This is a genomic window from Heyndrickxia sp. FSL W8-0423 (genome assembly GCF_038009395.1).
GTDB lineage: Bacteria > Bacillota > Bacilli > Bacillales > Bacillaceae_C > Heyndrickxia > Heyndrickxia sporothermodurans.
In genome coordinates, this window is record NZ_JBBPBE010000001.1 from 1,064,358 (window position 1) to 1,085,999 (window position 21,642).

Below are 21,642 nucleotides of genomic sequence, written 5' to 3' on the forward strand. Positions count from 1 at the left end.
CCCAAAACCGAGCTCTATTCCGCAGTATAACCGGAAAACCTCCGTTTATTTTGAATATTACTAGTTACTCAATTAGGTACATCATCCAATAATTTAGCCATAAAAGTAGATACTATCATTTAACTCCCTAACCACAATTCTCTAAAATAATTAGTAATCAAACTAAACTAACTAGGAGGCAGTTTCTTGGTATCATTTATCCTTACGTTAAAACGACTTTTTCATGGATTATTCCATTCCTTTAAAGAGAAAGAATTCCAAGTTATCTTTGTATTAATTGTTGTGATGCTTTTATCAGGTACGATATTTTATACAAAGGTAGAAGGGCTATCGGTACTTGATGCATTGTATTTTTGCTTTGTTACATTGAGTACGATTGGGCACCCGGACTTTGTACCGCAAACGGATTTTGGAAAGATTTTTACTATGGTTTATATATTAGCAGGAATTGGTCTTTTCTTCGGATTGATTGTTCGAATTGGTCGTGGAATTCTTAGCAGCAAAAATAAAAAGTAAAAGCTGTTTTCGTAATGTTTGTTGTTTTTGGGGAATGAACCGTTTCTTTCCGCTACAGGCACTTGCTTTTTTGCGGTTCTGCGATGAACCTCCTCGTCGCTCCGCTCCTGCGGGGTCTCATCTCTGTCCAGCTGATCCCGAAGGAGTCAAGTGCCTTCCGCTCCAATCCACTCTGCGTGCTTAATATGTGAAAAAACAACATTTTTTCAGAAAAGAGCCATAGTAAAAGATAAAGACTCAAGTAAGTTCCGTCTTATTGAGTCTTTTGAATGAGATCGACAATACGATCAGTAATTTCATCAACAGTCAGTTGATCTGTTTCCACTTTTAGATGGTGTGAGGCATAGATGTTCTGCCTAGTATAGAAAAGTTGTTCTGTTTCTTCCAATGTTCGACCTTTTAAAACGGGTCTGCTATCTATAATTAAATCGAGCCTTTCCTTCCAAGCTTCCCAAGATAAATGAAGATAGATGACAATACATTCGGATAAACATAAGTTTTTAATCTCATCCTGGAGGAACGCCCCACCTCCAACGGAAATAATTTTTTCTGGACACTTACAATATTCAGAGATCAATGCCTTTTCCTTTTCCCGAAATACCTTTTCTCCATATATGTTGAAAATTTCAGTAGTAGATATTTGAAACTCTTTTTCGATCTCTTGATCTATATCGATAAAATCTCTGTTCAATTTTTTTGCAACGGCTTCACCAATTGTTGTCTTGCCAACTCCCATAAATCCAATAAATACAATGCTTTTATTATTAAGAGACGATGGTTTATTTGTCATATTGCAAGCCTCTTTCTGAATTAAAATTAGTCAAATTATAATATATATTCACGGATTTGTAAAAAATATTCATAATTTTATAACCCAATTTATAATACAATGGAAAAGAAATTGGATTAATATTGTCTTTTTTTCCAAAAGTATTGACAGAAGTATTTTCAATGTTTAATATTGTAATTGATAATGAATATCATTTGCGGAAGTTAGTGAATAATGACATTCATTTTTTTATCACCCATACTGATAATGAATCTCATTATCGTAAATATTGAATTACATATCCAATTGCCAGCATTCAAAAGGGAAGAGTAGGATTTGCGATGAAAAAAGTCGTTTTAATAATTGCTTTTATTGTTTTATCCGTCATTTCATTATTTGTCGGAGTTAAAAATATTACACCATTGGACATCTTCCATTTATCCGAGGAACAACGAGATATTTTATTGATCAGTCGCTTCCCAAGGCTTGTGAGTCTTATTTTGGCGGGAGTCAGTATGAGTGTTTGTGGATTGATTATGCAGCAGCTGTCCCGAAATAAATTTGTTTCCCCAACAACTGCTGGAACGATGGATTCAGCAAGATTAGGGATACTTGTTTCCTTAATTCTTTTTTCATCGGCAGGCATGATGGAAAAAATGTTGATGGCATCTGTTTTTGCCTTAGCAGGTACATTTTTATTTATGAATATTCTCGACAAAATTAAATTTAAAGATGCTATTTTCATTCCACTAGTCGGATTAATGTTTGGGAATATCATAAGTTCCATTACAACGTTTTTTGCCTATAAGCATGATTTGATCCAAAGCATTTCCTCTTGGCTGCAAGGAGATTTCTCCATGGTCATGTCAGGAAGATATGAAATGATTTATATTAGTATCCCACTTGTCATTCTCGCATATTTATTTGCGAATAAATTTACGATAGCGGGCATGGGCGAGGATTTCTCAGTAAATCTTGGCTTGAATTATAAGCTTGTCGTAAATATCGGATTAATTATTGTAGCACTGTCTACTACATCCGTTCTTTTGACAGTAGGGACTATTCCTTTTCTTGGATTAGTCGTTCCAAATATCGTTTCCATTTATAACGGCGACAACTTAAAGAAAAACCTGTTTCAAACAGCTTTGTTAGGTGCCGTGTTCTTGCTGTTTTGTGATATTTTAGGCAGAATCATTATTTATCCATATGAAATTCCAATTGGATTAACTGTTGGGGTCATTGGTAGCGGTATTTTTCTTTACTTGCTCATGAGGAGAAAGGCGTATGCGTAATAAAGTTAAACTAGGGATATTAGTTGTTTTGGCTGCAATTCTCGTTGGAATTTTTTTATTTACCCAATTAGGGAATTTTCCTGGGTATGTCCTGCCAAAACGAAGCATCAAAATTCTCGCCATCGTTCTTACGGGCGCATCAATCGCCTTTTCAACAGTGGTGTTCCAAACGATTACCAATAACAAAATATTAACGCCGAGCATTATTGGTTTGGATTCGCTCTATATGCTTATTCAAACGTTTCTCATTTTTGTTTTTGGTGCAACAAGTACAGTTGTAATGAATAAAAATATTAACTTTCTTCTCTGTGTTGGATGTATGGTGTTGTTTGCGCACTTTTTATATAAGTTTTTATTTAAAAGAGAAGGGCAAAATATTTACTTTCTCTTACTAGTCGGATTGGTAATGGGGACGTTATTTCAAAGCTTCTCATCGTTTATGCAGGTGATTATCGATCCAAATGACTTTATGATCATTCAAGATCGAATGTTTGCAAGCTTCAATAATATCAATACCGATTTACTCACACTATCTATTATATTAGTTATTTTGGTTTTCATATATTTTATGCGGTTTGCTAAATATTTAGATGTGCTCTCACTAGGAAGAGAAGAGGCGATTAACCTAGGAGTGGATTATGATTATGTCGTTAAACGGTTACTTATTATTGTAGCGGTTCTCATCTCCATTTCTACCGCATTAATTGGCCCTATTACGTTCTTAGGATTACTTGTAGCAAACGTTTCCTATCAATTTTTGAAAACATATCGACATTCTTATTTGATTGCCGGGTCTGTTTTTATCAGTATTATTGCATTAGTTGGCGGATTACTTATTGTTGAAAGGGTTTTTACTTTTTCAACCACATTAAGCGTCATTATCAACTTTGTCGGCGGAGTATATTTTATCTATCTACTTTTAAAGGAGAGTAAAGCATGATTACAATCAAAAATGTTTCAAAAAAGTACGGTAATAAATGTGTAGTAGATAATGTTTCTTTAACGATAGAAAAAGGTAAAATTACTTCCTTTATTGGACCGAATGGGGCGGGTAAAAGCACCCTTCTATCAATGGTGAGTCGTCTAATATCAAAGGATATGGGGGAAATCACTATTGACGGAAAGGAAGTTAGTAAGTGCAAAACGAATGAACTTTCTAAGAAAATGGCGATTTTAAAGCAAGCAAATCATATTAATATCCGATTGACAGTAAGGGAACTTGTTTCCTTCGGCCGTTTTCCATATTCACAAGGTAAGCTTAGTGCAGAAGATTGGAAATTCGTTGATGAAGCCATTGAATATATGGAGCTTACAAGTATTCAACATAAATTTCTTGATCAATTAAGTGGTGGTCAACAGCAAAGGGCTTATATTGCAATGGTTATTGCTCAAGATACCGAGTATATATTGTTAGATGAACCATTAAATAATCTTGATATGAAACATTCTGTTCAAATTATGAAAGTTCTAAGAAAGCTGACGGATGAATTAGGGAAAACAGTTGTCATCGTTATTCATGATATCAATTTTGCATCTTGTTACTCTGATCATGTCGTTGCTTTAAAAGATGGCAGGGTCGTTCAAAATGGGCCAACTGATCATATTATTGATTCATCTGTTTTAGGAGATATTTATGAAATGGATATTGCTATTCAAAATATCAATGAAAACAAAATTTGTGTTTACTATGCTTAATTAAGATAAAACGTTGTGATTGTAAAAAAGGAAGAAATACTGAACATACGGATGGCGCCCCGTATTCAGTTTATCCTTCATTGAGAATGAATTTCATTATCGCAAAATTTTACAATGACAATTTTTATAAAAAAATATATTTATCGAGGTGTAATGATGAAAAGGAAATTATCATTATTTTTAATCATAGCAGTAATGACCATTTTTGCGGCAGCGTGCGGTTCAACTAGCGGGAAGAAATCTAATGGTTCAGAAAGTAAGGGAGATACACTTACGATTAAACATCAATTAGGAGAGACTCCTGTAAAGAAAAATCCCCAAAAAGTTGTTGTATTTGATATGGGAACATTAGATTCTTTAGATAAGCTTGGATTATCCGATACGGTGGCGGGAGTGCCACAACAAAATGTACCAGCTTATTTGGAAAAATATAAGGATGCAAAATATAAAAATGTAGGTGGTTTAAAGGAACCGGATTTTGAAGCAATTAATGAAATTCAACCTGATCTAATCATTATTTCTGGTAGACAACAAGATTCATATGATAAATTTGCTGAAATCGCACCTACAATTTTTATGGGAATTGATAGCAAAAAATATATGGATTCATTTAAACAAAATGTAAATACTTTAGGTGAAATCTTCGGTAAAGAGGCTCAAGTAAAAGAAGAACTTTCAACTATTGACAAAGAAATTGCTAGCTTGAAGGAAAAAGCGGATGCAAGTGATGCCAAAGCATTGATCACATTAACTTCAGGTGGCAAAGTAACAGCTTATGGTCCAGCTTCCCGATTTGGCCTAATTCATGATGTATTTGGTGTAAAATCTGCAGCAGATGATATTGAAGCAGACCCTATACACGGTCAAAACATTTCAATGGAATTCATTAATGAAAAAAATCCAGACATTCTTTATGTAATTGATCGTGATGCTGCCGTAGGTGAAGGCAATAATGCGAAAAAAGTTATCGAAAATAGCTTAGTGAAGAAAACAAATGCCTACAAAAATGGCAAAATTGTATACTTAGATCCTGGTTACTGGTACCTATCAGGCGGCGGACTAGAATCTGTAGCCGAAATGGTAAAAGAAGCAGCAAAAGGATTGGAATAATATTAAAAAAACTGTCTCTAGTTGGAGACAGTTTTTTTATAGATTGAATTAGCTTATAAAGATTAAAACAATAAAATAAACAACCATTGCGCTTAATCCAACGGGAATCCCAAACTTTGCCCATTCTTTACTAGTTATCTTTAGTTTTCCCGCAGAAATGATATTTGGGATGTTTCCCGGAACGAGAATTCCACCGCTGATAAGCAGTCCGAGCAGGATTGCCTTAATAGTTGATGGACCCATAGCAGGACTGATTTCAGCTGCAGCTAAAGTCGCGTTATCTAAAATAGCCGAGATCATATTAATCCAATATAAAATAAATGGACTCAAATCCAATAAGTATTTAGTAATTAACGGTTCAAAACCTGCTCCTAAAAGTGTTAATCCCATTACAAATAGATAAATCTTTAATGCACGAATAATAATTTCTCCGTAGCCTTCCGTGGTTTGATCACTTTTTAAACTGTCTTCATCATTCTTCGGTCTAACTAAAATCGCAGCTAATATACCAAATATCACCACTAAGGAAATCACTTCAGGGCCAATTAATCGAAATAGATAGAAAAAGTCCTCATGAAGCTTACTGATCGCAAGAGTAGATAATGGTTCACCAATTGGCGTCAAGGCTGCACCGAGTCCAATAGAAAAGCATGCCAAAACAACTAAACGAACTTCTGACTTTCGATCCAAGCGTAGGACGCTCACAATGAGAACAAGAATAAGTGCAGCTATAATCGCGGTTACAACACTAGATATGAGTCCTAAAATAATAACGACTAGTGCCAAGAATAATTGGTAAGGCATAGCCCCGCTTATTCCAAGAATCATTTTCTCCAATGGCTTTTGAAGCCATCTAAATAATAAGCCGGCAATTAAAACAGCCAGAGAAATATTTATAGGGTCTTCCAATGCTTTAAGAATTAGTGATTTATCCAATACTCCACTAACTAATACAGCAGCAAGTCCCATAATGAATAAAAATATTTCTAAATTATGCTCAACAAACTTAACGGAGAAAGGTAGAAATAAAACAAATAATAAAATAATGATTAAACCTATTAGCATGTTAGTCTCCTTCATATATGTATTTTTAAGGTGGTATTTACTAATTAAAGGGGTATTAATAGGAAACTTGTTCTTTTAGTATAAATATTTTTTTTGTTAACTTCAATAAAGTTGAACCAATTGAGTGATTTTTCAATCATCTCTCTTTTTTTTTAATAGGTCTTAATCAACGCTGATTGATGTGTTAATATATAATGAATTTAATATGATAAATGGAGAAAAAGGTATGGAAACTCACACAAGTCAAAGTTATAAAGTCGTGGAAACATGCTTACTGGCAGGGAAAATTATGCTTCAAAGTGGAGCTGAAACATATAGGGTAGAAGACACAATGACAAGAATTGCTTATGCGTTCGGTATTAAAGGAACACATAGCTTTGTGACGCCAACAGGTATCATTTTTTCAATCGATGGTTCAGAGCCGACTAAACTTGTTCGGGTATCTGAACGCTCAACAGATTTAAAAAAAGTAACAATCGTAAATAGTATATCGCGGAAATTAACTAGTGGCGAACTATCGTTAAGTGAGGCTTTTGACGAATTAAAGGTAATCGAAAGAACGAATTTCGCCTATCCTATTTGGATACAGATTACCGCTGCAGCGATATCGAGCGGATGTTTTTTAATTATGTTCAATGGCGGGTGGCATGATTTTCTTCCCGCTATCATTACTGGAGGTTTAGGTTTCACGGGTTTTATTTATTTACATCGCCTCGTACAAGTAAAGTTCTTCTCGGAATGCTTGGCCTCACTCATCATCGGATTATTAGCAGTCCTTTTTGTGAGGTCGGGGCTAGGAAATGAAATAGATAAGATTATTATTGGTTCCGTTATGCCCCTTGTTCCAGGATTGCTCATAACGAATGCGGTACGGGATTTAATGGCAGGACATCTTGTATCAGGTATTTCAAAAGGTGCAGAGGCATTTTTAACAGCATTTGCTATTGGAACAGGGATTGCTGTAGTTATTTCGTTTTTTTCAATATTATAATGAAGGGAAATATGTGATGATTCAACAGCTGATTACTAGCTTTATCGCTACGGGTGCGTTTGGAATAATTTTTAATATACCGAGGAAAAAATTATTACTTTGTGGACTTGTTGGAATGATTGGCTGGTTCATATATGTTTTACTAATCAATTCACATGCAAACGCGGCAGTAGCTAGTTTGGTTGCTGCGTTCGTTATTGCTGTGATTAGTCAAGTATTTGCAAAAATATATAAGGCGCCGATTATTATTTTTAGTGTATCAGGAATTATTCCGCTCGTTCCAGGAGGAATGTCTTATGATGCAATGAGACATTTCGTAGCAAATGATTACAATACAGCTATACAAATGGCTGCAAAAGCATTCATGATATCTGGTGCTATTGCGATTGGAATCGTATTTGCAGAAGTAATTAATCAAATGATTAGAAAAGCGAAAGCGCCTTGCTAATCGACGTAAAAGACTTACGGGACTTCGACTGAGATAAAGGAAACACGGGTGATGTAAGGCGAATCGATGTTGACTTATCGTAGGGAAAAGTCCTGAAGTTTTCTAGTCGATAGGCGCTGGAGCTAGACAAAGCAGATATTTATTAGGAACATTACTCCTATAAAATTTATACTTTCTAACCTTTAAAAAATCCGGACGGCAAACTCAAAAATAGCGCATGATTTTCGAATCGGAAATCTGCGTTTTTTTTTTGTAGACAACTCAACCATTAGGCGAACGCACATATAATAAGTATCAGTTTTTTATACATGTTAAGGAGGAGATGCAATATATGTGTGGGATAACAGGCTGGGTTGATTTTAAAAGAAATTTATCGGATACACATGAGATCGTTTCAAATATGACGGAAACTTTATCTAGACGTGGGCCAGATGATACAAATACATGGTTTACAAAACACGCGGCTTTTGGACATAAACGACTAGTTGTAGTGGACCCTCTATGCGGAATTCAACCAATGTCACGGAAAAAGGGTGAATATACTTATACGTTATGTTATAACGGGGAGCTTTATAATACGGAAGATATTCGCAAGGAGCTATTAGCAAAAGGGTATCGTTTTCAGGGTCACTCGGATACAGAAGTGTTATTAACTTCTTATCTAGAGTGGGAAGAGGATTGCATTCATCATTTCAATGGAATTTTTGCATTCGCTATTTGGGATGAAAAGAAACAACATTTATTTGCTGCAAGAGATCGGTTAGGGGTAAAGCCTTTGTTTTATCGGGAGTATACTGGTGGGGTTATGTTCGGTTCGGAGTTGAAAGCGATTCTCGCTCACCCGGAGGTAAAGGCTGAAATTGGTTTAGATGGACTTACAGAAATCCTCGGATTAGGACCTTCAAGAACACCTGGACATGGTATATTTCTCGGTATTAATGAGTTAAGACCGGCGCATGCATTTACCTTCTCAAGAGATGGACTAAAGGTCTGGAGATACTGGAATGTGAAAAGTGAGAAGCATCACGATTCTGTGGAGGAAACAGCAGAAAAAATCAACTATTTATTTACAGACGCGGTAACCCGACAGTTAGTATCAGATGTACCGATATGCACGTTTTTGTCAGGAGGGCTTGATTCCAGTGCGATTACGGCCATTGCCTCCAATCACTTTCAAGAAAATGGATTAGGTGCTTTGCATACATTTTCAATCGATTATGAGGAAAATGACCAATTTTTCGAAGCCAATGATTTTCAACCTAATTCCGATGCACACTGGATAGACAAAATAACCAATACATTTGGAACCATCCATCACAATCGTGTTATCACTCAAGAGCGGTTGGCGGAGTATTTAAAGGAAGCAGTAATCGTTCGAGATACCCCAGGAATGGCTGATGTCGATTCCTCTCTTTTATGGTTTTGCAAGGAAATCAAACAGGACTTTGTTGTTAGTCTTTCTGGTGAATGTGCCGACGAAATTTTTGGCGGGTATCCATGGTTCCACCGAAAGGATGATTTGGAGCGGGAAGGATTTCCATGGATGAGGTCGGTGAATGAGCGTGTTGATTTAGTAAAAGATCACTGGAATAAAAAGCTGAATATTAAAGATTATGTGTTAACTAAGTATGAGGAAACGGTTAGGGAGACCCCTATTCTTGAAGGTGAAGATCCGCTTGAGGCAAAAAGGAGACAATTATTTTATTTAAATATGATTTGGTTTATGACCACTTTACTGGATCGTAAGGACCGAATGAGTATGGGAGCAAGTCTGGAGGTTCGAGTTCCTTTTGCCGATCACCGGTTGGTTGAATACGCATGGAATATCCCTTGGGAGATGAAAATGTATGATAATCGTGAGAAAGGCTTACTGAGAAAGGCTTTGGAGGGAATACTGCCTAATGATGTGCTCTATCGTAAAAAAAGTCCTTACCCGAAAACACACCATCCAGCTTATACAAAGGCAGTAAAAGGGTGGCTACATGAAATTTTACAAGAAAAGAGTTCTGTTCTTTATGAGTTTTTAAAGAAAGATCAGTTACTTGCGATTGTTGAATCGGAAGGAAGGGCATTCCAAGTCCCGTGGTTTGGACAATTGATGACAGGTCCGCAATTACTCGCCTATCTTGCACAAATTCATTATTGGTTTGAAGAATATGGCATTAACATTAATGAATAATGGTATGATAGATACTCAGTGATAATATCATTGCGATGTTATCACTTTATTTCGCTTATTTTTAAAAACCTAAAGGAATGATAAATTTGCCTGATTTTAAAACACTAGGTATTCAACCAATTATACAAAAACGATTACAATCAAATGGTATATCCGAGCCCACTCCCATCCAAAGTGAGACGATACCAGTACTCCTTGAAGGGAAAGATGTGATTGCTCAAGCCCAAACAGGGACAGGGAAAACATTGGCTTTTCTTTTGCCAATCTTGGAAAAAGTCGATCCTAATCAACCGAATGTACAAGCATTAATTGTTACACCCACGAGGGAACTAGCTTTACAAATAACTGCGGAATTAAAAAATTTCACAGCAGTACTTAATAGCATTCAAGCATTAGCTGTTTATGGGGGGCAGGACGTTGCCCAACAGATGAAAAAGTTAAAAGGGGCCATACATATTGTTATTAGTACTCCAGGGCGTTTATTAGATCATATGAGGAGGGAAACAATCGATCTTTCGGAAATATCTATGCTTGTCCTTGATGAAGCGGATCAAATGTTACATTTGGGATTTTTGCCGGAAGTAAAGGAAATCATAACGGCCTTACCATCGAACCGGCAAACGATGTTGTTTTCGGCAACGATGACGAAACAAGTTCGCTCAATCGCCAACCAATATATGAAAAAACCGGTTGATATTCGAATTAAAAATAAACAAATAACAGTGGATGAGATTGATCAACTAGTTGTTGAAACAACCGATCGGGCAAAACAAGCATCTTTACGCATGATGATGGATCAATATCGTCCATTTCTGGCAATTATTTTTTGCCGTACGAAAAGGAGAGCAAGTACATTAAATGATGCATTAAAAGGCTTTGGATATGAAACAGAGGAACTGCATGGTGATTTATCACAAGCAAAACGTGAAAAAGTAATGAAGCTCTTTCGCGAAGCCAAAATCCAGTATTTAGTTGCCACAGATGTTGCGGCGAGGGGCATTGATGTAGAAGGGGTTACCCATGTGTTTAATTATGATATCCCTGAAGATGTGGAAAGCTACATCCATCGTATTGGCCGAACAGGTAGGGCCGGAGGAAAAGGGATGGCTATTACTTTTGTTGCACCTAAGGATCGTTCCTATCTTGAGATGATTGAAAAAGGAATCCAGCATAAAATTGAAAAGATAAGTATTAGTCCGGCAAAAGAACAATTTACTCCATCTGAGTCAGGCAAGAACCAATTGAAAACGAATAAAAATCATAAAAGAAATACTCGCAATCATAAACAAAAAGGCCAGCAAGAAAAAGGAAAACGAAAAAGAAGATAATAGTGAATATTCCATTCCTTTTTAATTAGACTACATCATGAAGGCAAATTAAAAAGGAGTGGAATAGAATGGGTCGAACAAAACGCGGAAATGCCAATGCTCAAAGAAACAATAATGCGAAAAATCAAAATGAAATTAGTGAAGAATTAGTTGAATTTAATACAGAGAATAGAGATCAAAATAATAACAAAGCAAAGAAAAAGTGAAGGTAGGCTATTGCCTACCTCTTCTTAATTAGTAAGCGTTTCCATATACATTGAATAGCATTTTACTATATAATTAAAAAGTACTAGATTGTAAATTTATTATTGAGTTTATATAAAATTTGTATAAATACAAAATCTAGCTTGAGTTTATGTGAATTCACTGGTAAATTTAATGTTGTAATTTGTTGTATTTTGCGATTAATTTTATATTAAAATATTATCCAAAAGGGGAAATTATTTAGAAATGATAGAATTTAAAAATGTATCGAAAGTTTACCCTAATGGAACGAAAGGTTTAAAAAATGTAAACCTTACCATCAATAAGGGAGACTTTGTTGTTATTGTTGGTCTATCGGGGGCAGGTAAATCGACCCTACTTCGTTCTATTAACAGGCTACATGAAATTACTGATGGTGAAATTATCATCGATGGAAAATCTATAACTGCTGCAAGAGGCAAGTCTCTTCGCCATATCCGTCGGGATATCGGTATGATCTTCCAAAACTTTAATCTTGTAAAACGCTCTAGCGTCCTTCGTAATGTATTATCTGGAAGAGTGGCATATCACTCTACTGTCCGTACTCTACTTGGAATGTTCCCAAAAGAAGATGTGGATCTCGCTTTAAATGCACTTGATCGTGTGAACATTAAAGAAAAGGCTTATTCCCGTGCAGATGAACTTTCTGGGGGACAACAGCAACGTGTATCGATCGCTCGTGCCTTAGCGCAAGAAGCAAAAATTATTCTTGCAGATGAACCCGTTGCGTCATTGGACCCGTTTACAACTAGACAAGTTATGGATGATTTGAAACGAATCAACCAGGAATTAGGAATAACAACAATTGTAAACTTGCACTTTGTTGATTTAGCCCGTCAATATGCCACAAGAATTATCGGTATACGTGCAGGGGAAGTAGTATATGATGGTCCTGTTGAAGAGGCAACAGATGATGTCTTCTCTGAAATCTATGGACGTGAGATTAAGAAAGATGAGTTGCTAGGAGAGAAGGAAGAATGAACTCAATAAAGGTGAAAAAACCGTCAAAAGTTAAGGGGATTGTTACATTCTTACTTATTGTAGTCATCATTTGGGCCAGTGCACTCAATACAGATGTATCATTTCAAAAGCTATGGGATGGGCTTCCAAACATGGGGACCTTGCTTAATGAAATGTTTCCTCCTGATTGGAGTTATTTTAAATCGATAACAGAACCAATGTTAGCTACTATTCGAATGGCTGTTTTAGGTACAACATTTGGTGGGATCGTGGCTATCCCTGTAGCATTGCTTTCTTCTAGTAATGTTGTGAGAATTCCAGTTGTTTATCAAATTGCTAGATTTATAATGAATTTAATCCGTACGATTCCGGAATTGTTATTGGCTGCATTATTTGTACCGATTTTTGGGATTGGTGAAATCCCTGGTATCCTTGCAATTTCTGTTTTTTCCTTCGGTATTATTGCGAAATTATTTTATGAAGCAATTGAAACGATTGATCCAGGGCCGCTAGAAGCGATGACAGCAGTTGGGGCAAATAAGATTCAATGGATTTTCTTTGGAGTTATTCCACAAGTTATTGCACACTATGCATCATTTTTCTTATATAGCTTTGAAATTAATATACGTGCAGCCGCTATTCTAGGTTATGTAGGTGCAGGTGGGATTGGATTATTCCTAAATAATGCACTAGGATTTTTCCAATATGACCGTGTATTATCTATTATTATTTATACATTTATCGTGGTTATCATAGTAGATGCGATAAGTAATAAGATTCGGGAGAAATTATTATGAGCCAAAATCAATTAAAAAAACCAATAGGAAAACGGATAAGAAACTGGGCAATTGTACTTATCGTTATCGCAATTTATGTTTGGGCATTTGCAAGCGCACCCTCCATTGCGTTTAAAGATTCCGCTATTCAAGCACTGAAGGCGATTTTTCATGGATTCTTTCATCCGGATTGGGACTATATTTACGATCCAGCAGGAGAGGATTTATTACGAACATTACTTGAAACATTAGCAATTGCTGTATTAGGTACATTTATTTCAGCTTTTCTTTGTGTTCCTTTTGCATTCTGGGCAGCAAGAAATATGACGAAATACCGCGCAATTTCAAGTCTAGGTAAAATTGTTTTAAGCTGTATTCGTGTGTTTCCAGAGCTTATTATGGCACTCTTATTCATTAAATCAGTTGGTTTAGGAGCGTTCGCAGGTATTTTAGCACTTGGTTTCCACTCAATTGGTATGCTAGGGAAATTGTTTGGGGAGTCGATTGAAAACACAGAATTTACTGCAAGAGAGGCGTTAATTGCTTCGGGAGCAAACAAGCTTCAAGTATTATGGTTTGCGATTATTCCGGAAATCATGCCGGCATTCATGTCGTATACATTATATCGATTTGAAATTAGTGTACGTTCAGCCACTATCTTAGGTATTGTTGGTGCTGGGGGGATTGGTGCCCCATTAATCTTTGCATTAAACGGACACTCGTGGGATCGTGTAGGGATTATTCTTTATGGAATTATCATTATGGTAACAATTATTGATTTAATCTCTGCTGCTATTCGTAAACGATTAGTATGATTGTACCCAATATAAATAAAAAAAAGCAAAACATACAGATTCTGTGGGTTTTGCTTTTTTTTATATTTATTCAAGTATTTATTTTTTATCTATGCATCAAGTGAAAAAAGGGTATCATGATCTAACATGTGATTAATAATTCAATTTAAACCATAAGAATCGTTTATCAAGAGTATTGTTGGTGAAAGCATCTCTATATCTTTAAAAAACATCAAACAAATTATTAAAAAAAGAAAAATAATAGATTCAAAAAGGATATTTAGGAAAGTAGGAATACTATTTTAATAGAGTAAAATGCACTTTATTTTCCCAATACAAACTTTTACTAGAATTTATTATAATTATTTACAGGTAAAAATTAAATTAATATTTAGTTAATACCAAAATTATAAAACTAGGAGGCAACATTATGAAAAATTCTATTAAAAAATTATCTTTACCTGTAGCTTTAATTTTTAGTTTGTTAGTTTTTGCAATCCCGTCATCTGCTGCTACTAATACCTCGGTGGAATTAAGTCCTTATATAGATGGAGTGAAGGCAAGAAATAGTAGCTATATTACAACAAACCCTGGAGTAATTACTGTTAAAATTAATGGTGACATCGGAATTTGGTCAGCTGTTTACTGGGCGCTTGTAGATAGTAAAGGGAAAGTTTATAAAAGTGGAGGGGTTAACCATGGTGAAAAGGTAAATACAAAAGTTAAAGTCTCAGGTGGAAAATATAGACTTCATTTGGACACAGCACAGAACGATGTATCTGTAAAAGGCTCAATAGTTTGGTCTTTAAATAAATAGGAGTTAGCCACCTCTTGAAATATATATCTAAGAATATAATTATTATATAACTTTTGATAGTTTCCTATTATCAATGTTGCCTTAACATTCTTTAAAAAGGAAGATGTTAAGGCTTTTTTGTAGAAATGAGTAAAATACTCTGGCAAGTAGTTTTCAAACAACTAAAATTTTAGATCATAACTAGTAGTTAGAATGGTTTCCGCTTAATAACCGACATTTGGAAAATAAAATAACTCGAATAACGATTGTAACAATAAAAGACATCTTTTTAATAAAAAAACCCTCTCGTTAGAAAGGGTGAATATGCATAGTTATTAAGTACAACTTTTTATTATTTTCCTATTTCTTGAAATTTCTTAGTGTATTCTCGAACTACATCAAAATTAGAGTCTTGAGATTTTGTATATCCTACATGAGAATAGATTTGTTTTATAATTTCTTTTCCTTCTTTATCTTCTCCGATTTTAACAAACGCATCAGCGATTTTATCTTTCCATTTTTGATCCATATCAGGGCGAACACTAATTGTATCATTAGGAATTTTATCAGTTAAGAATAGATATTTAGTATCTTTATAAATGTTTGGATATTCCTTTTCTAAGATATTACGTGCGTCAACAAAAACAGCCGCTGCATCGACATCTTTATTAAGAACACCCTGTACACCTTTATCATGACCTTGTAATTGAATAGCTGTCATATCCTTTTGAATATCTACACCTTCTTTTTTCATATAAACCGCCGGCCAAACATAGCCCGCAGAAGATGTAGGTGCTTGAACGCCAATTTTTTTACCTTTTAAGTCGGCAACGCTGTTGATACCGGAATCCGTTCTTACTACTACACCGGAATAATAATAATCTACTAGGTCACTAGTTGGTTTTCCAGTTTTAGCATCAACCCCATTACGAAGTGCTTGAAGTAATACATCTGCATATCCTTTTTCGTGTGCTAATACATAGTCTGTAGGTGGTAGGAAACCAAGGTCAAGTTGTTTTGAACCCATAGCTTCGACAACACCGTTATAGTCAGTAGTTACTTTAACTTTAACAGGAATACCAATTTCTTTTTCTAGAAGTTCTGCTAAAGGTTTTGCTTTTGCCTCTAATGTTTCAGCGTTTTGAGATGGTACAAACCCAATTGTTAATTCCTTAGGAACGAATCCTTTGCTACCGTCTTTGTTGCCATCTTTTGCTTTGTCATCGCTTTTTCCACACCCAGCCATTACCATTGCAACGACACCAAGTGCTAGAAATAATGCAGCAAATTTTTTCAGCATACATTTACCTCCGAATGTAAAAGTTTTTTTGAATACGCTTTAAGCATATAATATTTTGACTATAAAATAAATAAGAAAATTACTTTATTATTAAATTTTTAGTAGATAAATGTTAATTGTTAAGGAGATATTAATCAAGTATTAAAGTTTGGTTAATAGCACTATTTATTTTTGTGATATATTTTAATTATTCAAACTTCTGCTATTAGATAGGTATAGTAGAGAGTTAAATTAATTTTAGTTTATAATAGTTACAGACATTTAATAGACAGGTGGTAAAGAAATGAAGCAACTAACATTAACAATACTGGAAACTAGCGATGTGCACGGGAATATTTTCCCGATCAATTATGGAACGAATAAGGAAGCAGAGGTCGGTTTAGGAAGAATTGCTTCTTTGATAAAAAAAGAAAGAATGGAAAATGAAAATGTTCTTCTTATTGATAACGGGGACTTAATCCAAGGAACTCCACTTACCTATCATTACGCAAGAATCGATCACGAAAAGATCAATCCAATGATTCTATTGGCAAATGAGTTGAATTATGATGCAGCAGTGTTTGGGAATCATGAATTTAATTATGGTCAAGAGATATTGTCATCTGCAATAGAGGACTCTAATTTTCCATGGTTGTCAGCGAATATTTTAAATAAAGAAACAGGCGAGCCTTACTATGGACAACCATATTTAATAAAGGAAGTTAATGAGCTAAAAATAGGTATCCTCGGTTTAACGACACCATACATACCGAATTGGGAACAGCCAGAAAACATTGAGGGAATTGAATTTGCCGATGCAGTAGAGGTTGCGAAGAAGTGGGTAACATTTTTGCGAAATGAAAAGAAAGTGGATTTAGTCATTGTTTCGTATCACGGCGGATTCGAGAGAGATCTCAAGACAGGTGAACCGACTGAAACGTTAACGGGAGAAAATCAAGGCTATCAAATTTGCCAAGAGGTAAATGGGATTGATGTATTATTAACCGGGCACCAGCATCGACAAATTGCAGGAAATAAAGTTAATGATGTCATTGTTGTGCAACCTGGAAATAATGGAATTGCTTTAGGCAAGGTTTCGCTAACGCTCGAGAATCAAAATGGTACATGGAAATGTGTTGAAAAATCATCTGAGCTCCTTCCTGTTTCAGGAATTGATGCCGATCTTCAACTTTTAGAAAAGGTAAAGGATTATGAGGAAGCGACACAAAAATGGCTGGATCAACCAATTGGTAAAATTGAAGGGGACATGCTTGTTCGGGATCCGATGAAAACAAGAACAACGGATAATGCGTTAATTGAATTTATTAATCATGTTCAAATGGAAGTTGCGGGTGTAGAAATTTCAAATACAGCCTTATTCGATAATCAATCTCCAGGATTTCCTGAACATGTAACGATGAGGGACGTTGTTTCAAACTATATATACCCTAATACATTAAAGGTTATCCGTATGACCGGTAACGATATGAAAGAAGCACTTGAACGCTCGGCTTCCTATTTTAAACAATATACTGGAGGGGAAGTGGAGGTAAATCCAACTTTTACAACTCCAAAGCCGCAACATTTCAACTATGATATGTGGGAAGGTATTGAGTATATTGTTGATATAAGAAAGCCAATAGGTGAACGAGTGATTAAGCTTGAATATAAAGGCAACCCAATCGACCCCAATGGGCAATATGATGTAGTAATGAATAATTACCGTGCCGGCGGCGGAGGCGAGTACTTTATGTATAAGGACAAGCCAGTCATTAAAGATATTCCTACAGATGTATCGGAACTCATCGCGAACTATATATTAGAAAAGAAAGTAGTTAAGGCAACAGTGAATGACAACTGGAAGGTAATTTATTAAAGACTGTTTTCTAATAGTATATGAGAAATAATGACTTTCTACTTAGTATTTTTGATTAGAATAGAAACATTATAAAAGTACTAAGCAGACTGAATACACGTAAACTCCTGCGGGAAAAGTGAGCAATGTGAGACCCCGCAGCGAGGTACGTGCGAGGAGGCTCACACCTCACCCGCGGAAAGCGCAGTGTATTCAGTCTGCGGGTGAGGTGACAATAATTTATATGAAGGTCCCTTATTAAACTTTTTTGGTTGAAGTCCTCTCTCTTTTTTTGAGAAAGGACTTTTTTTCGTTTAATTGACATATTGTAAAAGCATAACAAAAAATAATAATTTATTTTCGTAGTAATTCCTACTTGACTGATTGGATTAATTGTAATATAGTTTTGCTTGCACTATCTTATTACTTTATTAAAGGGGGATAAAAGTGAATTCTTTACTTATTATTATCAATATAATTGTTTTACTGCTTTTAATCTTCGGATTGTTTATGATGCAGAAGAAGCATGTATCCTTTTCAAAACGTGTATTCGCAGGTTTAGGATTGGGGATTGTTTTCGGTTTTATCATTCATCTTTTATACGGAACAACGAACAGTGTAACTGTTAATACAATAGATTGGTTCAATATTGTTGGTAATGGTTATGTAAAACTATTACAAATGGTCGTTATGCCACTTGTATTCATTTCAATCGTTGGCGCGTTTACAAAATTAAAGCTGACGAAAAATATTGGTAAAATCAGCTTCCTCGTGATTGGAATTTTACTAGGCACAACAGCGATTGCTGCTGCAATCGCTATTGGTTCGGCTTTAAGCTTTCATTTAGATGGGATTCATTTAAATCAAGGGGAAGAAGAAGCTGCACGAAATGCACTTCTACAGGAAAAAGTCACAGGTGTGAAAGATATGACAATTCCTCAGCAAATTATTGAATTGTTACCAAGTAATCCATTTCAAGATTTAACGGGTGCACGCCCAACATCTACAATTGCAGTTGTTATTTTTGCGGCGTTTGTCGGAATGGCTTACCTTGGAGTTAGGAGAAAAAGTCCGGAGCAAGGGGAATTTTTTGCAAAAATAATAGATACGTTATATGCAATTATTATGCGCATTGTTACGTTAATTTTACGACTTACTCCTTATGGTGTACTTGCGCTAATTACGAAAGTAATGGCTACAAGTGATTATGGGGCAATTGCCAAACTAGGCAAATTCGTTATCGCTTCTTATGTGGCACTTATTGTTATGTTTATCGTTCATTTAGTACTTATTTCATTAGCTAAGCTTAGCCCAGTGAAGTATGTGAAGAAAAGCTTGCCTACTTTAACATTTGCGTTTACTTCACGTTCAAGTGCGGGAACATTGCCTTTGAATATTCAAACGCAAACGAAAAGCTTCGGTGTATCAGAAGGAATTGCAAACTTTGCGGGATCCTTTGGATTATCAATCGGACAAAATGGGTGTGCAGGAATTTACCCAGCTATGCTAGCGATTATGGTAGCTCCGTCTGCTGGAATTAATCCAACCGATCCATCGTTTATTATTACCCTAATCTTAGTGGTAGCAATTAGTTCATTTGGTGTTGCAGGTGTTGGTGGGGGTGCAACATTTGCTGCATTAATCGTATTATCAGTTATGAACTTACCGATTGCGATCGTTGGTCTATTAATTTCAGTAGAACCTTTAATTGATATGGGCCGTACAGCTTTAAATGTGAGTGGAAGTATGACAGCTGGAATTTTAACAGGTAAGGCGACAAAAGAGCTTGATAAAGACGTTTATCAACAATCTAATGCAATAGAAGCATAGATAAATAGAAATGCCATCCTTATAGCAATGGATGGCATTTTTGCATGGTTTATATTTGGTTTACATGCTGACGCATCGTTCCATTTTTTTCATAATTAATATGCCAGGAAAATGCCTTTTCCAATACATGTGGTGTTTGTCCCCCTTTGTGTCGTGCCTCTTCAAAGTATTCAAGCAGCTGCTCACGATAGGATGGATGAACACAATTTTGGATAATGAGTGGTGCACGCTCAATAGGTGCCAAGCCTCGTAAATCGGCATAGCCTTGTTCAGTTACGATAACATCCACATCATGTTCGGTATGATCTACATGTGATACGAATGGGACGATACTGGAGATGTCTCCATTTTTTGCAATTGATTTCGTAACAAATATAGCTAGGCGTGCATTTCTTGCAAAATCCCCCGAGCCACCAATGCCATTCATCATATGTGTTCCACGTACATGTGTAGAGTTTACGTTTCCATAAATATCCACTTCTAATGCCGTATTAATTGAAATCAATCCTAAACGACGGATAATTTCCGGATGGTTCGATATTTCCTGTGGTCTGAGAATAAGACGTTCCTTATATTTTTCAAGATTGGCATATACATGCTTCATTTTTTCATCGGACAATGTAATAGAGCAGCAAGAAGCAAATCGTACTTTCCCCGCATCAATTAAGTCAAAGACAGCATCTTGGAGAACTTCGGAGTATACTTCCAAGTCAGTAAACTCTGAATCTATAAGTCCATGTAATACCGCGTTTGCAACAGAACCTATTCCAGACTGTAATGGTGCAAGCTGATTTGTTAATCTCCCCGCCTTTACTTCCCTTTTTAAGAAATCAATTAAATGATTGGCCATGATTTGTGTCTCTTCATCAGGTGGCACAATAGTAGAAGCCGAATCCAATTGATGGGTGAACACGATGCCAATAATTTTCTCACTGTCTACCGGAATACCTATTGTACCTATTCGATCTTGTACATTTTTAAGTAGTATGGGATCACGCTTTCCTTGCATGCCAGTCTCATAAATATCATGAAGTCCTTCTAGTTCGATTGGCTGTGCAGTGTTAATTTCGACAATTACATGTTTTGATTTTTCAACAAAAATAGAAGAGTTTCCGACAGATGTTGTCGGAATAATCATGCCGTTTTCGTCGATTGCAACCGCTTCCACAATTGCGAAATCAATCGGGCAAAGTACATCCGCACGAATTGCTTCCGCCATGTGGGACAAATGCTGATCGACAAATAGCATTTCTCCTTGGTTGATTTTTTTGCGCATTGTAGGATCCGCTTGAAATGGCATACGCTTATGAATCATTCCTGCTTCAGCCATTAATTTATCAATATCAGATCCTAAGGAAGCACCTGTATAAACATTTACCTTTAAACTTTCCTTCTTTGTCCGTTCGATCAATGCAGTAGGTACAGCCTTAGCATCTCCCGCTCGTGTGAATCCACTTAATCCTAATGTCATGCCGTCCTTTATCCATGATGCAGCATCTTTCGCTGTTACAACTCGGTCCGTTAAACGAGGGTCTCTAATATATTTCATTGTATTGTTTTCCATTAACGTCACCCTTTGTTTCTTTTTGAAATATTCTATCAATAATTGGATGACTCTTCACTAGAATTGGAATGAAAGGGCTTTATTTAGGAATAAAGAGGTATTTTTTATACATAAAGGAGCATTATTGCTTGAATAAAAAAACAACTTGCATC

Annotated in this window: 20 protein-coding genes; 16 read left to right on the plus strand and 4 right to left on the minus strand. The window is 35.8% G+C overall.

Annotation, left to right across the window (positions count from 1 at the left end; translation table 11 throughout):
• Nucleotides 1-186 precede the first annotated feature (186 nt).
• Nucleotides 187-516 (plus strand): potassium channel family protein, encoded by a 330-nt coding sequence (locus MKY81_RS05375; RefSeq protein WP_066230601.1) that lies wholly within the window; start codon nt 187-189, stop codon nt 514-516.
• A gap of 253 nt (nt 517-769) precedes the next feature.
• Here MKY81_RS05375 and MKY81_RS05380 read toward each other — a convergent pair whose 3' ends face one another.
• Nucleotides 770-1,306, minus strand: coding sequence for a shikimate kinase (locus MKY81_RS05380; RefSeq protein WP_066230597.1), 537 nt, complete (start codon nt 1,304-1,306; stop codon nt 770-772).
• A 320-nt stretch (nt 1,307-1,626) separates the two neighbouring features.
• Between MKY81_RS05380 and MKY81_RS05385 the strand changes: the two genes are divergently transcribed.
• The 4 genes from MKY81_RS05385 to MKY81_RS05400 all read left to right on the plus strand — a co-directional run bounded on the left by MKY81_RS05385 (nt 1,627) and on the right by MKY81_RS05400 (nt 5,382).
• Entirely contained in the window at nt 1,627-2,577 is a 951-nt protein-coding gene (locus tag MKY81_RS05385) for an ABC transporter permease (RefSeq protein ID WP_066230912.1), read from the plus strand.
• On the plus strand, nt 2,570-3,517 hold the full coding sequence (locus MKY81_RS05390; RefSeq protein ID WP_341117028.1) for an iron chelate uptake ABC transporter family permease subunit: 948 nt from the start codon (nt 2,570-2,572) through the stop codon (nt 3,515-3,517). Before MKY81_RS05385 ends, MKY81_RS05390 begins: the two co-directional genes overlap by 8 nt.
• A complete protein-coding gene (locus tag MKY81_RS05395; protein ID WP_066230592.1) occupies nt 3,514-4,272 on the plus strand; it encodes an iron ABC transporter ATP-binding protein in 759 nt (252 codons plus the stop codon). Before MKY81_RS05390 ends, MKY81_RS05395 begins: the two co-directional genes overlap by 4 nt.
• Before the next feature lie 156 nt (nt 4,273-4,428).
• Nucleotides 4,429-5,382, plus strand: a complete 954-nt coding sequence (locus MKY81_RS05400) for a siderophore ABC transporter substrate-binding protein (protein WP_108072076.1) — start codon at nt 4,429-4,431, stop codon at nt 5,380-5,382.
• Between the two features lie 48 nt (nt 5,383-5,430).
• Here the strand turns inward: MKY81_RS05400 and MKY81_RS05405 are convergent, their stop codons facing one another.
• On the minus strand, nt 5,431-6,447 hold the full coding sequence (locus tag MKY81_RS05405) for a DUF1646 family protein (RefSeq protein WP_107919844.1): 1,017 nt from the start codon (nt 6,445-6,447) through the stop codon (nt 5,431-5,433).
• Between the two features lie 226 nt (nt 6,448-6,673).
• On the opposite strand from MKY81_RS05405, the gene MKY81_RS05410 reads away from it, so the two are divergent.
• From MKY81_RS05410 to MKY81_RS05450, 9 genes are all read left to right on the plus strand, one after another.
• The gene (locus tag MKY81_RS05410) at nt 6,674-7,438 is read left to right on the plus strand and encodes a threonine/serine exporter family protein (protein ID WP_066230579.1); all 765 of its coding nucleotides are present in this window, start codon (nt 6,674-6,676) and stop codon (nt 7,436-7,438) included.
• 16 nt (nt 7,439-7,454) lie between these two features.
• On the plus strand, nt 7,455-7,886 hold the full coding sequence (locus tag MKY81_RS05415) for a threonine/serine exporter family protein (protein WP_066230574.1): 432 nt from the start codon (nt 7,455-7,457) through the stop codon (nt 7,884-7,886).
• Between the two features lie 331 nt (nt 7,887-8,217).
• A complete protein-coding gene (asnB, locus tag MKY81_RS05420) occupies nt 8,218-10,065 on the plus strand; it encodes an asparagine synthase (glutamine-hydrolyzing) (protein WP_341117034.1) in 1,848 nt (615 codons plus the stop codon).
• Nucleotides 10,066-10,142: 77 nt separating this feature from the next.
• Complete coding sequence (locus tag MKY81_RS05425; protein WP_108072080.1) at nt 10,143-11,393, plus strand: DEAD/DEAH box helicase; 1,251 nt, start codon at nt 10,143-10,145, stop codon at nt 11,391-11,393.
• Nucleotides 11,394-11,461: 68 nt separating this feature from the next.
• Nucleotides 11,462-11,599 (plus strand): hypothetical protein, encoded by a 138-nt coding sequence (locus MKY81_RS05430; RefSeq protein ID WP_181294656.1) that lies wholly within the window; start codon nt 11,462-11,464, stop codon nt 11,597-11,599.
• Between the two features lie 244 nt (nt 11,600-11,843).
• A complete protein-coding gene (gene phnC, locus MKY81_RS05435; RefSeq protein ID WP_066230565.1) occupies nt 11,844-12,617 on the plus strand; it encodes a phosphonate ABC transporter ATP-binding protein in 774 nt (257 codons plus the stop codon).
• Nucleotides 12,614-13,393 carry a phosphonate ABC transporter, permease protein PhnE gene (gene phnE / locus MKY81_RS05440; protein WP_108072082.1) on the plus strand — a complete coding sequence of 260 codons (780 nt, stop codon included), beginning with the start codon at nt 12,614-12,616 and terminating at the stop codon, nt 13,391-13,393. The genes phnC and phnE (MKY81_RS05440) overlap by 4 nt, the downstream gene beginning before the upstream one ends.
• A complete protein-coding gene (gene phnE, locus MKY81_RS05445; protein WP_181294657.1) occupies nt 13,390-14,187 on the plus strand; it encodes a phosphonate ABC transporter, permease protein PhnE in 798 nt (265 codons plus the stop codon). The genes phnE (MKY81_RS05440) and phnE (MKY81_RS05445) overlap by 4 nt, the downstream gene beginning before the upstream one ends.
• A gap of 409 nt (nt 14,188-14,596) precedes the next feature.
• Nucleotides 14,597-14,983, plus strand: coding sequence for a hypothetical protein (locus MKY81_RS05450; RefSeq protein WP_108072085.1), 387 nt, complete (start codon nt 14,597-14,599; stop codon nt 14,981-14,983).
• A gap of 331 nt (nt 14,984-15,314) precedes the next feature.
• Here the strand turns inward: MKY81_RS05450 and MKY81_RS05455 are convergent, their stop codons facing one another.
• Complete coding sequence (locus tag MKY81_RS05455; protein WP_341117038.1) at nt 15,315-16,262, minus strand: phosphate/phosphite/phosphonate ABC transporter substrate-binding protein; 948 nt, start codon at nt 16,260-16,262, stop codon at nt 15,315-15,317.
• Between the two features lie 283 nt (nt 16,263-16,545).
• Between MKY81_RS05455 and MKY81_RS05460 the strand changes: the two genes are divergently transcribed.
• Complete coding sequence (locus MKY81_RS05460) at nt 16,546-18,117, plus strand: bifunctional metallophosphatase/5'-nucleotidase (protein WP_341117040.1); 1,572 nt, start codon at nt 16,546-16,548, stop codon at nt 18,115-18,117.
• 489 nt (nt 18,118-18,606) lie between these two features.
• The gene (locus MKY81_RS05465) at nt 18,607-19,926 is read left to right on the plus strand and encodes an L-cystine transporter (protein WP_341118737.1); all 1,320 of its coding nucleotides are present in this window, start codon (nt 18,607-18,609) and stop codon (nt 19,924-19,926) included.
• 49 nt (nt 19,927-19,975) lie between these two features.
• Here the strand turns inward: MKY81_RS05465 and MKY81_RS05470 are convergent, their stop codons facing one another.
• On the minus strand, nt 19,976-21,490 hold the full coding sequence (locus tag MKY81_RS05470) for an acetyl-CoA hydrolase/transferase family protein (RefSeq protein WP_341117042.1): 1,515 nt from the start codon (nt 21,488-21,490) through the stop codon (nt 19,976-19,978).
• Nucleotides 21,491-21,642: the final 152 nt, after the last annotated feature.

What these genes read in the sequence shown, in the direction of transcription:
- MKY81_RS05455 (WP_341117038.1), bottom strand. Translation starts at nt 16,262, where the DNA reads ATGCTGAAAAAATTTGCTGCATTATTTCTAGCACTTGGTGTCGTTGCA.
- MKY81_RS05385 (WP_066230912.1), top strand. Translation starts at nt 1,627, where the DNA reads ATGAAAAAAGTCGTTTTAATAATTGCTTTTATTGTTTTATCCGTCATT.
- MKY81_RS05460 (WP_341117040.1), top strand. Translation starts at nt 16,546, where the DNA reads ATGAAGCAACTAACATTAACAATACTGGAAACTAGCGATGTGCACGGG.
- MKY81_RS05380 (WP_066230597.1), bottom strand. Translation starts at nt 1,306, where the DNA reads ATGACAAATAAACCATCGTCTCTTAATAATAAAAGCATTGTATTTATT.
- MKY81_RS05470 (WP_341117042.1), bottom strand. Translation starts at nt 21,490, where the DNA reads ATGGAAAACAATACAATGAAATATATTAGAGACCCTCGTTTAACGGAC.
- MKY81_RS05395 (WP_066230592.1), top strand. Translation starts at nt 3,514, where the DNA reads ATGATTACAATCAAAAATGTTTCAAAAAAGTACGGTAATAAATGTGTA.
- MKY81_RS05390 (WP_341117028.1), top strand. Translation starts at nt 2,570, where the DNA reads ATGCGTAATAAAGTTAAACTAGGGATATTAGTTGTTTTGGCTGCAATT.
- MKY81_RS05410 (WP_066230579.1), top strand. Translation starts at nt 6,674, where the DNA reads ATGGAAACTCACACAAGTCAAAGTTATAAAGTCGTGGAAACATGCTTA.
- MKY81_RS05425 (WP_108072080.1), top strand. Translation starts at nt 10,143, where the DNA reads ATGATAAATTTGCCTGATTTTAAAACACTAGGTATTCAACCAATTATA.
- MKY81_RS05400 (WP_108072076.1), top strand. Translation starts at nt 4,429, where the DNA reads ATGAAAAGGAAATTATCATTATTTTTAATCATAGCAGTAATGACCATT.
- MKY81_RS05450 (WP_108072085.1), top strand. Translation starts at nt 14,597, where the DNA reads ATGAAAAATTCTATTAAAAAATTATCTTTACCTGTAGCTTTAATTTTT.
- phnC (WP_066230565.1), top strand. Translation starts at nt 11,844, where the DNA reads ATGATAGAATTTAAAAATGTATCGAAAGTTTACCCTAATGGAACGAAA.
- MKY81_RS05405 (WP_107919844.1), bottom strand. Translation starts at nt 6,447, where the DNA reads ATGCTAATAGGTTTAATCATTATTTTATTATTTGTTTTATTTCTACCT.
- MKY81_RS05415 (WP_066230574.1), top strand. Translation starts at nt 7,455, where the DNA reads ATGATTCAACAGCTGATTACTAGCTTTATCGCTACGGGTGCGTTTGGA.
- asnB (WP_341117034.1), top strand. Translation starts at nt 8,218, where the DNA reads ATGTGTGGGATAACAGGCTGGGTTGATTTTAAAAGAAATTTATCGGAT.
- MKY81_RS05465 (WP_341118737.1), top strand. Translation starts at nt 18,607, where the DNA reads ATGATGCAGAAGAAGCATGTATCCTTTTCAAAACGTGTATTCGCAGGT.
- phnE (WP_108072082.1), top strand. Translation starts at nt 12,614, where the DNA reads ATGAACTCAATAAAGGTGAAAAAACCGTCAAAAGTTAAGGGGATTGTT.
- MKY81_RS05430 (WP_181294656.1), top strand. Translation starts at nt 11,462, where the DNA reads ATGGGTCGAACAAAACGCGGAAATGCCAATGCTCAAAGAAACAATAAT.
- phnE (WP_181294657.1), top strand. Translation starts at nt 13,390, where the DNA reads ATGAGCCAAAATCAATTAAAAAAACCAATAGGAAAACGGATAAGAAAC.